This window comes from Archangium sp. (assembly GCF_036277355.1).
Classification (GTDB): Bacteria; Myxococcota; Myxococcia; order Myxococcales; family Myxococcaceae; genus Archangium.
Window position 1 is genome coordinate 1 of record NZ_DASUNC010000008.1, and the last position, 13,883, is coordinate 13,883.

Annotated in this window: 16 protein-coding genes; 8 read left to right on the top strand and 8 right to left on the bottom strand. The window is 70.1% G+C overall.

The features are described 5' to 3' along the window. The 3 genes from VFZ09_RS01435 to VFZ09_RS01445 form a co-directional block, all read left to right on the top strand. On the top strand, positions 1 to 370 hold a 370-nt coding region (locus VFZ09_RS01435), incomplete at its 5' end, for a molybdopterin cofactor-binding domain-containing protein (protein WP_329725624.1). 238 nt (positions 371 to 608) lie between these two features. Beyond that, entirely contained in the window at positions 609 to 2,690 is a 2,082-nt protein-coding gene (locus VFZ09_RS01440) for a hypothetical protein (protein WP_329725625.1), read from the top strand. Continuing rightward, positions 2,687 to 4,027: a hypothetical protein gene (locus VFZ09_RS01445; protein ID WP_329725626.1), complete on the top strand. Its 1,341-nt coding sequence runs from the start codon at positions 2,687 to 2,689 to the stop codon at positions 4,025 to 4,027. The genes VFZ09_RS01440 and VFZ09_RS01445 overlap by 4 nt, the downstream gene beginning before the upstream one ends. 1 nt (position 4,028) lies before the next feature. Here VFZ09_RS01445 and VFZ09_RS01450 read toward each other — a convergent pair whose 3' ends face one another. Beyond that, positions 4,029 to 5,270 carry a threonine/serine exporter family protein gene (locus tag VFZ09_RS01450; protein WP_329725627.1) on the bottom strand — a complete coding sequence of 414 codons (1,242 nt, stop codon included), beginning with the start codon at positions 5,268 to 5,270 and terminating at the stop codon, positions 4,029 to 4,031. Positions 5,271 to 5,504: 234 nt separating this feature from the next. Between VFZ09_RS01450 and VFZ09_RS01455 the strand changes: the two genes are divergently transcribed. From VFZ09_RS01455 to VFZ09_RS01470, 4 genes are read left to right on the top strand one after another with little or no spacing between them, the layout of a single operon-like run. After that, positions 5,505 to 5,795: a DUF4258 domain-containing protein gene (locus VFZ09_RS01455; RefSeq protein ID WP_329725628.1), complete on the top strand. Its 291-nt coding sequence runs from the start codon at positions 5,505 to 5,507 to the stop codon at positions 5,793 to 5,795. Further along, positions 5,792 to 6,289, top strand: a complete 498-nt coding sequence (locus VFZ09_RS01460) for a type II TA system antitoxin MqsA family protein (RefSeq protein WP_329725629.1) — start codon at positions 5,792 to 5,794, stop codon at positions 6,287 to 6,289. Before VFZ09_RS01455 ends, VFZ09_RS01460 begins: the two co-directional genes overlap by 4 nt. Positions 6,290 to 6,322: 33 nt before the next feature. Then, positions 6,323 to 6,904, top strand: a complete 582-nt coding sequence (locus VFZ09_RS01465; RefSeq protein ID WP_329725630.1) for a hypothetical protein — start codon at positions 6,323 to 6,325, stop codon at positions 6,902 to 6,904. Positions 6,905 to 6,909: 5 nt separating this feature from the next. After that, the gene (locus VFZ09_RS01470) at positions 6,910 to 7,473 is read left to right on the top strand and encodes a GNAT family N-acetyltransferase (protein ID WP_329725631.1); all 564 of its coding nucleotides are present in this window, start codon (positions 6,910 to 6,912) and stop codon (positions 7,471 to 7,473) included. Between the two features lie 114 nt (positions 7,474 to 7,587). Here the strand turns inward: VFZ09_RS01470 and VFZ09_RS01475 are convergent, their stop codons facing one another. From VFZ09_RS01475 to VFZ09_RS01485, 3 genes are read right to left on the bottom strand one after another with little or no spacing between them, the layout of a single operon-like run. Next, on the bottom strand, positions 7,588 to 8,529 hold the full coding sequence (locus tag VFZ09_RS01475; RefSeq protein WP_329725632.1) for a hypothetical protein: 942 nt from the start codon (positions 8,527 to 8,529) through the stop codon (positions 7,588 to 7,590). Next, a complete protein-coding gene (locus tag VFZ09_RS01480) occupies positions 8,526 to 9,002 on the bottom strand; it encodes a phage holin family protein (RefSeq protein ID WP_329725633.1) in 477 nt (158 codons plus the stop codon). Before VFZ09_RS01480 ends, VFZ09_RS01475 begins: the two co-directional genes overlap by 4 nt. A gap of 11 nt (positions 9,003 to 9,013) precedes the next feature. Continuing rightward, positions 9,014 to 9,433: a hypothetical protein gene (locus tag VFZ09_RS01485; protein ID WP_329725634.1), complete on the bottom strand. Its 420-nt coding sequence runs from the start codon at positions 9,431 to 9,433 to the stop codon at positions 9,014 to 9,016. Positions 9,434 to 9,625: 192 nt separating this feature from the next. Between VFZ09_RS01485 and VFZ09_RS01490 the strand changes: the two genes are divergently transcribed. Further along, positions 9,626 to 10,450, top strand: a complete 825-nt coding sequence (locus VFZ09_RS01490; RefSeq protein WP_329725635.1) for a pseudouridine synthase — start codon at positions 9,626 to 9,628, stop codon at positions 10,448 to 10,450. A 6-nt stretch (positions 10,451 to 10,456) separates the two neighbouring features. Here VFZ09_RS01490 and VFZ09_RS01495 read toward each other — a convergent pair whose 3' ends face one another. The 4 genes from VFZ09_RS01495 to rnk form a co-directional block, all read right to left on the bottom strand. Beyond that, positions 10,457 to 11,272 (bottom strand): aminotransferase class IV, encoded by an 816-nt coding sequence (locus VFZ09_RS01495; protein WP_329725636.1) that lies wholly within the window; start codon positions 11,270 to 11,272, stop codon positions 10,457 to 10,459. Next, entirely contained in the window at positions 11,269 to 11,841 is a 573-nt protein-coding gene (locus VFZ09_RS01500; protein WP_329725637.1) for an aminodeoxychorismate/anthranilate synthase component II, read from the bottom strand. Before VFZ09_RS01500 ends, VFZ09_RS01495 begins: the two co-directional genes overlap by 4 nt. Then, positions 11,838 to 13,307, bottom strand: a complete 1,470-nt coding sequence (locus VFZ09_RS01505; protein WP_329725638.1) for an anthranilate synthase component I family protein — start codon at positions 13,305 to 13,307, stop codon at positions 11,838 to 11,840. Before VFZ09_RS01505 ends, VFZ09_RS01500 begins: the two co-directional genes overlap by 4 nt. An 81-nt stretch (positions 13,308 to 13,388) precedes the next feature. Beyond that, a complete protein-coding gene (gene rnk / locus VFZ09_RS01510) occupies positions 13,389 to 13,793 on the bottom strand; it encodes a nucleoside diphosphate kinase regulator (protein ID WP_329725639.1) in 405 nt (134 codons plus the stop codon). Positions 13,794 to 13,883: the final 90 nt, after the last annotated feature.

Sequence of the window (13,883 nt, forward strand, 5' to 3'; positions counted from 1 at the left end):
GGAGGGCGCCTTCATCCAGGGCGTGGGCTGGCTCACGTGCGAGGAGGTGCTCTTCGACGCGAAGGGACGGCTCGTCACGCACTCGCCGGACACGTACAAGATTCCGGCGGTGGGCGACGCGCCCGAGGACTTCCGCGTGGCCCTGCTGGAGCGGGCGCCCCAGGACAACACCCTCCACGGCAGCAAGGCGGTGGGCGAGCCCCCGTTCATGCTGGCCATCGGGGCGGTGACGGCGCTGCGGCACGCGGTGTCTGCCTTCGGCCCCGCGCGCACCCCGGTGGACCTGGCCTCGCCCGCGACGCCGGAGGCCATCCTCCGCGCGGTGGAGGTGGCGCGGGCCGCGGGAGCGCTTCCGGACGGGAAGGCCTGAAGCCCCCCCCGCTTCCGGGCTTGGGAGGTGCCGCGTGTCCAATCGTCGTGAACCTCCACGTCCGGCGGCGGGTGCGCCCCGGTGGGCGGTGCTGCTGCTGGGGGTCCTCCTGCTCACTTCCGGCTGCGGCACGCCGGGCCCGCGCGCCCTGTCTCAACGTCGAGAACCGGGGGTCGAACCGTCCCCCTTCCAGGCGTCCGGCTCCGCCACCTCCCCGGAGGAAGGCGCACCGCGGCGCTTGCGCCGTCGGCGGAGTGCTCGTGGCCTGGGTTCGGACACCCGCGAGGCGGCCGTACATGGGGTGGCCAGCGGGGGAACCGTCCCCCTCGGTCCCGCCACCTGCGGCGGCCAGGCTGTGCCCCCGGGTTGGCCGGACTTCTCTTCCGGCGGCGAAGCGCTGCTGGCGCCCTTCCTCACCTGCACCTCGCCCGCCGAGTACGTCGCCCTGCAGCAGCGTGTGGACATGCCCCGGCTGGTGGAGGCTCTGGACGAGTGGAGCGCGGTGCGGCTGGGCGCCCTGGGGCCGGTGCGCGAGGACGCCGCCGCCCTGCTGCAGCGCAAGCGCGCCGCCTTCCTGGTGAGCGCCACCGAGCGCTACGGCCTCTTCCATGCCGAGGTGTTCGCCCTCTTCGTGCTGCACTCGGCCCACGACGACGAAGTGGACGCGGTGCTGCGGCTGCTGGCCGGGGACAAGCTGCTGGGACAGACGCTGGCCCTCATGCCCGCGGTGCGCGAGGAGTTGCGGGCGCGTGGCCTGTCCCTCTCGCGCTACCCGGAGCGGGCCGAGCGGGGCGGGGACGTGCTGCGGGGCCTGGGCCGTGCCGCCCGCGACGCGCTCGCCACCAGCCCCCTGGTGGACGGCGGGCGCTACCTGGAGATGACGGGACGGTGGGCGCAATTGCCCCCGCCCTACCAGCACGCCGCTCGCGAGGTGGAGCGGGCCCTGGCGCTGCGGCACTTCTCGGCGGGCAGTGTGGCACTGGGCACCTTCGACTCCCTGACGTTCGGGGTGCCGCTGGGCTTCTACTACCTGGTGATCGGCACGGGCCAAGGGGCGTACTCCTTCGGCCAGGGCCACTACGAGCAGGCCGCGCGCGAGCTCGCACCCGCCCTGCTGCTGGGGACGCTGTATGCCGGAGGCAAAGGCGTGCGCGCCCTGTCCCAGGCCCGGGGGGCCGGGCTGCCCGCGCGCGGCGGGCTCCCAACCGTGGAGCAGCGCCTGCGGAGCCTCCAGGCGGTGGCGCAAGAGCTGGAGGCGAAGCTGCCCGGGGAGGGCCTGCGGGAGTTGGCCCGGTGGATACGTGAGCGCCGGGAGGTGGGCCACTTCGTGGCCGTGGGAGGAGTGGACGCGGCGCTGGCGCTGCACCAGGCGCGGGGCAACGTGGCCCGGGCCCAGGCGATGATGTCCAGGGCCCGTCCCGGGGCCACCGGCGCCCCGGCGGAAAGCGGGGCGCACCAGGGGGCCGGGAAGGTGGCCTCCGTGGTGGACGACGGCGCTCGTGCCCGCCTCGAGGCCGGAGCGGCCGAGCGCGCCGGGGGAATGGCCTCACTGGTGGACGAGGGGGCGGGGCTCACCCGGGAGGTGGTGGAAGCGCGGCTGGCGCTGATGGAGTGGGAGGCTCCGGGCCCGCGTCTGCCCCGGGACGTGGCGGTGCTGGAGAAGCAACGGCCCTCCCTGGACGCTCCACCGCCCGGCGCCGAGGGCAACCCGCGCTGGGGAGAGTACGTGGCCTACTACGAGGAGCGCCTGCGAGAGCTCGAACAGGGCAAGGCGACCAAGGCCCCCATGCGCTGGGATGCCTATGAGCAGATGAGGGGGTGGTTCGCCCGGGGACTGACCTTCGAGCGCCTCATGGTGGAGTTGCTGGAGGCTGACGCGCTGCTGCCCCGGGCCCAGCGTCACTTCCTCGGAGCCTTCGTCAAACCTCGCATCTCGAGGTCCGTGGGAGTCTGGAAGCCGGAGAGCGGCTTGCGCTATGCGGATGTGCTCGTCATCGAGGAGGGCGGGCCTGCCGGAGTGCCTCCTCGCGTCGAGACCTTCAGCTTCAAGAGCCGCGATCTCTCGGGGCTCAAGTACGAGGCATTGAAGGCGCAGATGATTGAGGACGCGGGGGAAGCACTCCAGAAGTACGGGGGGACGCTGGACATCCGCCGGGATTCGGTCCACTCCATGCTCTCCGGGAGCCGCGAGGTACCCATTCAGCGGGTCCGCCTCGTTTACGAGGGTGGCAAGCTCAAGCCCTCGATGGCAGACGACTTGCGGAAGGCCATGGACGAAACCAAGAGGAAGGTGCCGGCAGTGGAGGTTCTGTTCCAATGAAGGTGCTGGAATTTCACGGCGTGAAGGATGAGGATTTCCTCCGGCTTTCCTTCGAAGGCACCTTCGACCCACGGGCGGCACTGGAGCGCGAGCTGGAGCCCTTCTTCCAAGCGCTCGAGGAATACGCCAGCGGGTGGATGCCGGATGTCGTTGAAGGCAAGCGGCAACGCAACTACGCCCGCGCCTCCCTCTGGAAGGCATTGCAGGAGAAGCACGACGGAGACAGCACGAGCTTCGGGCTCTACCGTACGAAGTGGCCAGCGTTGGATATGTCAATCGGGCTATGGCTGCCTCCCCGGCCTCCCACTCTGGATGTCTGGCTCAAGGTGAAACCGCTCTCCTTCTTCGGGGAGGCGGAGCGTTGCCGTCAACTCGTGGAGATGGTGCGTGCCTGGGCTTCCCGCTATCCCGTGACGTATGCCAGGGCCCACAGCGGTGATGACGCGCAGTTGGCGGGCTCCCCCAATTTCGGTCGCGATGACGAGACCGTGTTCAGGGACGGCTTCGACAAAATCTACGGCGTCTTCTGGCTCAACGTCTTCGGGCCGAAGCTGGTGGAGAGCGTCGGGCGCGAGCGGATGCTGTCCACGCCGGCTTGGCGGGTGGAGGAGTTGCCCAACGGCTGCGTCCTGCTGGTGACGAGGCCCACCGCCGCGGACTTCGCGAGCGACGAGGCGCGCCTGGCCCAGGCCCGCGCCCATGCCCACCTGCGGCCGGACCTGGACTTCGACACCCTCCTGCACGCCCTGCGCGAGCGCAGCGCCATGCTCGCCCCCGTGGAGCCTCGCTTCCACCCGGACGTGGCCCCGCTCCTCTCGCGCGTGGTGGACCGCACCGCCAGCCACGAGCGCCAGCGCAGGATCGCCGAGCTCAACGCCTGGCAACCCCCCGAGCCCGAGGAGTGGCGCCCCGCCGATTCCGCCCTGCCCCCGGACGTGGACGACCCGGCGCGCGCCCTGGAGCACTACAGCGACCTCGCCGAGCACCTGGTGGCCCTGCTGCACACGCCGGTGCCCTCCGTCTTCCAGGAGACGCCCGAGTCCCTCACGGACGTGGACTTCTATTTCTGGCGCGAGTCCTTCCCGAAGAGCCGCCTGCGGGAAAACATCGAGGCGTATGCGGTGCCCGCGATTGGCGCGTACCTGGGTGAGGTGCTGGTGCGCAATCTCGGCGGCCGGTGGATACCGCGCCAGAAGCTCGAGGAAGCCCAGGTGCTCGTGGGCCACCGTGTCTGGTTTCCCTTCGTCCGCGCCCGCCACTACATGGCCTCGTGCCAGGCGTTGCTGGACTTCTCGCTGACGAGGCTCTACCGCGTCGCCGAGCGGCACCGGGGCTGAGTCAGAGCACCTTGCGCGGCTGGACGAGGGCGTTGGCGAAGAGGAGTCCGGCGACGAGGGCCACGGCCACCATGAGCATGGAGAAGGCGGTGTCCACGCCGGCGAGCACGTCGCGGGCGAGCAGGGACTCCATGCTGCGGAAGCCGATGCTGCCGGGCACCAGCACCATGATGGCGGGCACCAGGGTGATGACGGCGGGGCGGTTGCGCACGCGGGCGAGCAGGTTGGTGACGAGCCCCACGATGAGCGCTCCGACGAAGGCGCCCAGCTGCGTGCCGAGCACCTCGGAGCCCAGGCGCGAGCCCACGTAGGCGAGCGTGCCGGCCACGCCGATCCATCCCCAGTCCTGGGGCCGGGCGCGGAAGAGGACGCTCACACCGAACAGCATGGACACGAGGGCGAGCGGCTCCGTCCAGCCGGGGAGGTCGGACACGGGGCCGAGCTTCGTGGGCAGGGGGAACCACTCCGCGAGCCGGGAGCCCAGCGCCACACCGAAGCCGAGCTCGAGGAACACGATCGCCGCGCCGGTGAGCCGTGAGGTGCCGGAGATGAGGTTGCGCGTGGCGAGCTCGTTGAGGGCCACCGTCAGGCTGAGGCCGGGCAGCAGCACGATGAGGCCCGCCAGGGTGACGATCTGCACGGAGAGGGGCCCCACGAGGCTCGCGGCGATGACGGCGAGGGCCGAGGAGAGGATGGCGGCCACCGGCTCCAGCACCCACATGGTCGAGGACTGGCGGCGCGTCCACAGATCCAACCCGCCGATGAGGAGGCTGATCAGCGCGGCGACGCCCATCTCGCGCGGGCCACCGCCGAAGAGCCGGGCACCACCGACAGCGGCCAGCGCCCAGCACAGCAGGAGCAAGGGACTGCCGTGGCGAGGGGGCTCGGCGAGGATGGACTCGACGCGCTCGGCGCCGTCCTCGGGAGAGAGCTCGCCGCGGATGACGGAGTCGGCGAGCGCATCGAGCCGGGCCAGCCGGCCGAGGTCCATCTCCCCGGGCTCCACGCGGATGAGGGAGGTCTTCAGGTCCTCGGGGGGTCCGAAGGACGCGAAGATGGAGGTAGGGGTGGAGAAGAAGCGGGCCTCCAGGCCCAGCCGTTGAGCCACCAGGCGCATCTGCTCCTCCAGCTGATGAGCGGGAGTGCCATAGCGGTGCAGCGCCTGCCCGAGCCGCAGCGTGAACGACACCGCTGGGACGGGAGGAGGCGCCTGGAGCGCGACGAGCTGTTCTGCCGGGAGCACAGGCCGCACATGTCAGAGGGCCTTCGGGGAGTCAAACGAAGCCTTTGTCACTCCCGGCGTCAACCCGCCTGCCTCCTCCGTCCGCGCGGGAGACCCGCCGTCTCCATCGCGAGCCGCACTTCCATGCCACAGCGGCACTGATTCCCTCGGGAACCGGACTGGCGAGCAGCTTGCAGAACGCCTGGAGAGCAGACGAGCGGAGTTGAAGTTTCTCCAAGAGTTGGTATTTCTCCAATGAGTGATGTTCCAGGTCACCTGCGGGCGAGTGACGCGAAGAGGCGGATCAGGGCCATCCAGGGCAGCGGATGGGTCGTCTTCAGCAGACATGCCAAGGACGAGATGCGGAAGGACGAGCTATCGCTAAGAGACGTGGAGAACGTGCTTCGCGGAGGCGTAGTGCGTGAACCCGAGTGGGAGAACGGGAGCTGGCGGTACCACGTCGAGACCGCGAAGATTCGCGTGGTCATCGCCTTTCATGACGAGAGCACGCTCATTGTGGTGACCGCTATGCGGAGGAACCGGTGAACAGCAAGTGTCTCACATGCGGCACGCCCATGAAGGGAACCCGGGAGAACATCAAGGATGACCTCATCGGTCTGGATGGCGTCACCTTGAAGGGGGTCATGGTCTACCGGTGTCCCAAATGCGGCGAGCATCAGTTGGGCATCTATAAGATTGCGGAGATGCACCGCCAGCTGGCCATGGTGGTTGCCCGGCGCCGGGAGAAGCTGGGTCCGAAGGAGATCCGCTTCCTGCGGAAGTACCTCGGGCTCTCCAGCAAGGACTTCGCGGACAAGATGGGCGTGGACAAGACGACCGTCTCCAAGTGGGAGCGCGTTGATGCTCCGGCCCCCATGGGCCAGCCCGCGGAGAGGCTCCTCCGCCTCATGGTGATGGTGGACAGGCCTGTCGAGGAATATCCGCTCGAGGAGACGGGGCTCGTCGAGGCCAAGCCGATCCGGATGGTTCTCGAAGAAGGCAAGGGCTCCCAGGGGTGGCGGGTCGTTCCTTCTTCTTGACGAACGGGCCACTTCGCCGTGCTCATACGGCCCATGAGTGACTTCGCGCAGGGTTTCATCTTGTTGGGAGCGGCCCGGACCAAGGTGCAGCGCTGGTTGGGCTCCCGCCCGTTGCCGGCCTTCCTCGCCGCCGGTCCGGGCAAGGCGCTGCGGCTGTGGCCCCGTGCCGAGGGCGAGGCCGCCGAAGCCGCCGCCACCGCCCTCTCCGGCGAGCTCCCCAAGAGCCGCGTCGTCGCCTTCTCCATCGGTCAGGACTCCCTGAGCCTCAGCGTCCACGTGGACGGCACCTGCCAGACCCGCGAGGAGGTCGCCCTGCGCATGCGCACCGCGAAGCAACTCTCCCAGGCCCACGCCGCCCTCCAGCGCGTCTCCACCGCCCTCGACTTCAAGGGACACCGGCCCACGCTCCTGCGTGACGGCGACAGCGTCCCCGGTTTCCTCGCCCTCGCCGGGGTGAAGGAGGCCGACCTGTCCTCCCTGTCGCACGCGCGGCTCGTGGAGGCCCGCCAGCACCAGGAGGCTCCGGATGCCGCGCGCTTCCAGGACTTCACCTACGTGGACGAGCAGGGAAAGGCCCATCCCTTCTTCGCCAGCACTCCGGGCCCGGAGACCTGAAGGCCATGCTGCTCACCACGCCCCTGACCACGTCCCGCCTGCTGCTGCGCGAATTCGTGGAGGACGACTGGCGCGCCACCCACCCCTACGAGTCCGACCCCGAGGTGGTGCGCTACCAGTCCCATGGCGTCCGCACCCCCGAGGAGAGCCGGGACTACATCCTCCGGGTGATGGCCCTCGCGCGCGAGACGCCCCGGCACGTCTACGACTTCGCCGTGGTGCTGCGCGACAGCCACCGGCTCATCGGGCGCTGCGGCATGCGCATCACCGACCCCGAGCTGCGCGAGGCCTCCCTCTGGTACATCCTCGACCGCTCGCAGTGGGGCCGGGGCTACATCACCGAGGCGGCGCGGGGCCTCATGGACTTCGGCTTCGGGACGCTCGGCCTGCACCGCATGTGGGCCGACTGCGACCCGCGCAACCCCGGCTCCTTCCGCGTCATGGAGAAGCTCGGCATGCGCCAGGAAGCCCACTTCCGCGAGAACGGCTTCTACAAGGGCGAGTGGTGTGACTCCCTCATCTACGCCCTGCTCGACCGCGAGTGGCGGGCCCTTCCTCCGGCCCGGTAGTTCCCACACTCGAGAGCCCCCGCACAAAGCAAGGCCGGGCGAGGCGATGACGCCCCGTCCGGCCTCGTGCGCTTCGTGGCTCCAAGCCCGGCCCCGCGTCAGGGGGCGCCCGGCTCAGTGCACGGAGGTGTAATCATCGAGCGGCGGCAGCGGAGGAATGGAGCCACGCTCGCGCTCGCTCTCCGAGGACGCCGAGGCCTGGAACTCCTCGTCCTGGGTGCCCTCTTCCCCGGTCTGCCCGGAGAGCTTGCTCTCGAGCTGGTCGCCGAGGGTGGAGATGCGCTCCTTGACCTTGGCCTTGGCGGGCTCGATGAGCTGGCGCTCGCGGTTGGTCACCGGGATGAAGCTGGCGAACAGCGCGCCGATGGCGAGGCCGCCGATGGCCAGCAGCACCGGATTCTCGGACACGGTGCCGTACCAGTCCGAGGCCTGGTGGCGGATCTGCCCGCGGTCCGGGATGCGCTCACGCAGCCCGTGGGTCTTGTCCATGGCCCGGTCCACCAGGCCGCTGGCGCGCTCCTTGATGTCAGAGGCCTTGTCCTTGGCCATGTCCATGACGTCCGAGGCGCGCTCCTTCAGGCCGCCGCCGCTGTCCACGCCGCCCAGGTTCATGGACGAGGAGGTGCCCACGTCCGTGCTGGTGCGCACGTCGAGGCCGGCGGTGCCCAGCGAGCCCAGCTTGTCGCCGGTGGGCCGCATCAGGCCCCCATCCGGTGCGGGCACCAGGGACGGGGTGCTCCGGTCATGGTCGCCGTACATCCGGCTGTTCCAGTGCGACTGCTGGCGCACGTCGAAGGCCTTCTTCATCAGCGCCGAGCCCACTCCGGCACCGAGAATCGCTCCCAACATGCTCCAGCCCCTGGGCGTGTCCGCCCGTTCCTTCACCTCGTGGCTCTTGCGCATCACGGTCTCCCTGGCTTGCGTCTTGATTTCGTCGACCTTCTCCACCGCCTTCTCCCGGGCCTGCTCCTTGAGGTCCGAGACCTTCTCCGCGGCGATCGCCTTGAGGTGCTCCGGCTCCATGCGCCGGGCCAGCTCATCGGCGAGCTCGCTCATGCGTGCCCGTGCATCTGAGATTTCACGGATTGGAACGTCCTGCTCGCCCATTGACTGTCCTCCTTCAGGGTTTGAATGGTCTGGTTCGGTGCGTGGACCTGCTCGAGGCTCTTGATGCCCGCCATGGCGACCCCCGCGCCGATGGCGAGGAAGAGCACCGTGACGATGAGCGCGGCGGCCCACAGCGGCAGCACGAGGTCCAGCAGGACGATGGCGAAGGCCGCGAAGGCGAGGGCGCCGATGAGCAGCAGCACGCCTCCCACGCCCACCATCACACTGCCCGCCTTGACCTTCGTCACCTCCTGGCGCAGCTCGGTCTTGGCCAGGGCGATCTCCGCGCGGATGAGGCGCTTGCCCTGATCGAAGAACTCGCCCACCAGCGAGCCGAACGCGCGTCCCGACATCCCATCACCTGGGACGGTGCGGTCTTCGTAGTCGAAGCCACTTCGAGTGTTGGGGTTGCCCGGTTGCATCGTGTCCCCTCCTAATCCTTGAGGATGCGGGCGGCGAGGAAGCCGAGGGCGACGCAGCCGGCGAAGAAGGGCGCGGGCTTCTCGCGGATGAACTGCTTCGCGTCACGCACCAGCTCCTCGGTGGAGCCGTTCTCGATGCGGTCCGAGAACTGGCGCACGTAGCCCACGGCGCCGTTGAGCAGCTGCTGAGAGAAGCCGTCCGCGTTCTGCGAGGCGTTCTCCAGCGTGGAGACGAAGCCGTGGAGGCTCTTGATGAGATCGCCCTTGCGATCGTCGATCTGGTGGTAGACGCGGTCCCGCGTCACACCGGTGAAGCGCTTCACCTGCTCCTTGCCCTGAGCCGTGAAACCGGTGTCCTGCTCCGTCCCGATGGACTGGCTGGTGCCGGTAAAACTGGAACCCTGCATTCCCCCTTCAGTCACGGTTGCCATGCGTTTTCCTCCGAGTAGGTTGACTGTGGTGGTGCTCATCCGGGAATGGCCCACACATGCTTCAAGCTAGGCATGCTCAGGCAGGCGCCAGGACGGGAGCGGGGAACGCTCGCGAAGCAGGCGGCGGAGGGGGTGGGGCCCGGAGGGTGGGAATAGGAATGGGAAATCAACGCAGCAGGAGGGGATTCGCGGATGGCGAGGAAGCCGAAGACACCCCGGTGGTTGGAGGCCGCGCGCCGGCGCCAGGAGCCGGTGCCGGAGGGACACCGCGCGGACTGGCTGGCGCGAGCGCTGGGGCGTGCCGGGGTGATGCCCCGGGCCGAGGCGGAGCAGGCCATCCGGGAGGGACGGGTGGAGGTGGACGGGCGTGTGGAGCGCGAGCCCTTCGCGCCGGTGCACGCGGGCAGCGGGGTGCGGGTGGATGGGACGCTCCGCTCGCTGGAGGCGCGGACGCTGGCGCTGATGTTCCACAAGCCCGCGGGCGTGGTGGTGCACGGGAGCGATCCCGAGGGCATCGGCACCGTCTTCGAGCGGCTGCGCGCGGTGCTGCCGCCAGAACTGTGCGGCCATGAGTGGTACGCGGTGGGGCGGTTGGACCGGGACACCACGGGCCTGCTGCTCTTCACCAACGAGGAGCGGCTGGTGGCGCACGCGACCTCGCCGGAGACGCACGTGCCCAAGCGCTACGTGGCGGACGTCGAGGGCACTCCTTCCGAGGCGGCCCTCCAGCGGCTGCGCGAGGGCGTGGTGCTCGACGACGGACCGACCAGGCCGGCGGGCGCCCGGTTGCTGGCCGCGGACCGGGTCGAGCTGGTGCTCACCGAGGGGCGGCACCACCAGGTGAAGCGGATGCTGGCGGCGGTGGGGCACCCGGTGCGGACGCTGCACCGCGAGGCCGTGGGCTCGCTGGTGCTGGACGTGCCGGAGGGCGCCTGCCGCCTGCTCACGGACGCCGAAGTCGCACAGGGCCTCGGCTTTCGAGACCTCCCCTCTCCCTCTGGGAGAGGGCCAGGGTGAGGGTCGTCACGCTTCCCGTCGCGCGTACTCCCGCACGACAGCGCGGGCCTGTTCTGCCAGCGCGAGGCTTTCGGGCAGCTCCCTCCCGAGCAGCCGCGGGACGGCCAGGGCGAGGCTCACGGAGTTGGTGAGGACGCAGCCGCGTACGTCCTCTACCTGCCCCCGAAGCAAGGTGCGCTCCACGATGGGCATTTCCCCGAGCCGCCCTTCCCGCAGCAGCACGGAGCGGATGATGCCGGGGAGGCACGGGGTCTCCAGCGGCGGCGTCACCACGGCATCGCCCACGAGGAAGAACAGGTTCCCATTCGGAACCTCGCAGAGCTCCCCGGCCTCGTTGACGAAGACGGTGCCGCGCCCGAGGTGCGCGTACTGCCGCAGGTACGAGACGCTCTTGTGATTCAGGGTGGGATCGCCCCGGCGGTAGCAGCGGTCCTCCACCGAGTCGAGGACCACCCCTTCGCCCGGGGCTCGCGGGGGCAGGGGCCGGAAGGACAGCAGCAGCTTCCCATCTCCCGCCACCAGCTTGGCCACGCCGGTGAAGCGAGGCCTCAGCGTGGCCTCCGCCTCCAGGCACCGGCGCAGCGCCTCGCGGACGGCCTCGGGGGTGAGCACCTCGGGCGGAGGCGCGTGCACGCAGCCCGCATGCGCCCCGAGGCTCTCGCGCAGCCGCGTCAGGTGCCGAGCGAGGAACATCGGAGCGCCCTCCTCGACGAGGAGCGTCTCGAAGAAACCCGCGCCGAAGAAGAAGGACTGGAGGAAGTCCTGGAGCCGCAGGTCCTCCAGCCGGCACACCTCGCCGTTCACCGCCACCGTCCCCGTCATCCGATGCGCGCCTCCAGGAAGTTGGCGAGCAGCTGGTTGCCGTGCGGCGTGAGGAAGGACTCGGGATGGAACTGGATGCCCTCCAGCCACGGGTACTCGCGGTGGCGCAGGCCCATCACCAGCTCGCCGCACCAGGCGGAGACCTCCAGGCATGCCGGGAGGCTCGCCCGGTCCACCACCAGCGAGTGGTAGCGCGCGGCGACGAAGGGCCTCGGCAGGCCGCGGAAGACGCCCCGGTCATCGTGGTGGATGTCCGCCGTCTTCCCGTGCACGGGCACCGGCGCCCGCACGACGCGCCCGCCGAACACCTGCCCCAGCGACTGGTGGCCCAGGCACACCCCGAGGATGGGTACCCGGCCCGCGAAGGCCCGGATGACCTCCATCGAGATGCCGGCCTCGTCCGGCGTGCACGGGCCCGGGGAGATGACGATGTGGTCCGGCTTCAGCGCCTCCACCCCGGCGAGCGTGAGGGCGTTGTTGCGCACCACCTTCAGCTCCGCCCCGAGCCCTCCCAGTGCCTGCACGAGGTTGAAGGTGAAGGAGTCGAAGTTGTCGATGAGCAGCATCATGCCGCGTCTCCCTCCGGGCGCGCGGACAGGGCGAGCAGCAGCGAGCGCGCCTTGTGCAGCGTCTCCTGGTACTCGCGCCTTGGCTCCGAGTCGTGGACGATGCCCGCGCCCACCTGCACGTGGGCCCTGCCGCCCTTCAGCACCACGGTGCGGATGACGATGTTCAGGTCCAGCTCGCCCGTGAAGCTCACGTACCCGAGCGAGCCCGTGTAGAGCCCCCGGGCGTGGGGCTCCAGCTCGGTGATGATCTGCATGGTGCGGATCTTCGGTACGCCGGTGATGGTGCCGCCCGGGAACACCGCCGCCACCACGTCGAGCGGCTCCACGCCCGGGGCGAGCCGGCCCACCACCTCGGACTCGATGTGGAGGACGTGGGCGTACTCGGTGATCTCCATCAGCTTCGTCACCTGGACGCTGCCATAGGCGCAGACGCGCCCCAGGTCGTTGCGCTCCAGGTCCACCAGCATCGCGTGCTCGGCGCGCTCCTTCTCGTTGGTGCGCAGCTCGTGGACGAAGCGGGCGTCCTCCTCCGGCGTCCCCCTGCGGCGCGTGCCCGCGATGGGCCGCGTGAGGGCCCTTCCGTCCTCCACCCGCACCAGCCGCTCGGGCGAGGCGCTCACCACCTCGAGGCCGTCCAGCTCCAGGTAGCTGGCGAAGTGCACCGGGCTGACCGTGGACAGCACCTCGTACAGCTCCAGCGCGGACAGCCGCGGCTCCACCTCCAGCCGCTGCGAGAGGTTCACCTGGTACGTGTCCCCCGCGCGGATGTACTCGCGCACGCGCTCCACCGCGTGCAGGTAGTCCTCCTGCGTGAAGTTGGAGCGCCACGCCACGTCCGGCGTCTGTCCGTCCGCGAGGCGCCAGGCGGGCCGGGTGGGCCCTCGGGCCACGGACTCGTGGATCTGGCGCTCCAGGGCTTCCACCCGTCGCGTGCAGTCGCCGTAGTCACCGCCCGTGGCCACCACGAGCGCGCGGTTCTCCTGTGCGTCCACCGCCACGAAGGTGTCCACGAAGCCCAGCGCGATGTCCGGCATCTGGAGATCGTCGTTCGGGTGGCGCGGCAGGGACTCGAAGTAGTGGGCCGCTTCGTAGGCGAAGAATCCCACCGCGCCGCCGCAGAAGAGCGGCATCCCCGGCAGCCGGACGCCCCGCCAGCGCTTCAGCAGCTCGCGCAGCACGGCCAGCGGCTCGCCCGGGTGGGGCTCTCCGTTCACCTCGCAGCGGGGGCCCTTGGCCCGGAAGGTGAGGAAGGGTTTCGTGCCCACGAAGGAGTAGCGGCCCTCGCTGGAGGTCCGCGTGCTCTCCAGCAGGAAGCGCTGGCCCGCGGGCAGGGCGCGCAGCAGGTCCACCGGCTTCAGACCGTGGAGCTCCACCGTGCGCACGAGGGGAATCTGGTTGTAGCCCTCCGCGACGAGCGCCTCGAAGCGCTCGCGGCTCAGCGGGGACGGAGTGGGGGAGACCGGCATGGGCGCAGGGCTTGTAACAGAGGTCCCCGGGCTCGTGCTCGGGGCTGCTCCGTACTCCCGCGTCGCCCGCTTTTCCGGGGCTCAGTGGTGGTGGCCCGCGGCCTGCGGCTGGTAGGTCACCGAGAGGATGCTCAGGCGCTTGTGCTTCCCGCCCGGCAGCTGCCACTCGATCTCCTGCCCCACCGACAGCCCGAGCAGCGCCGCTCCCACGGGCGCCAGCACGGACACCCGCCCCTGCTCCATCGAGGCGTCCTTCGGATAGGAGAGCGTCACCTCCCGCGTCTCCCCCGTGTCCTCGTCCCGGTACACCACCCGGCTGTTCATGGTGACGACGTCCGGCGGCACCTGCGTCGGCTCGACGACCTCCGCGCGCAGCAACTCCGCATCGAGCGCGTCCGCCTTGTCGCCCGCGGTCGTGTCGATGAGGGTCCGCAGCCGCTCCATGTCGGTCGACGTGACCACGATCCTCGGCTCTTGCGTACTCATCACGGTTCAATCCTTTGACCCTGCGTGTGGCCGGTCAACCAAGCGGGATCCGAACCATGCCTGCATGGCGGCAGGGCGTCTGGCTCCTGA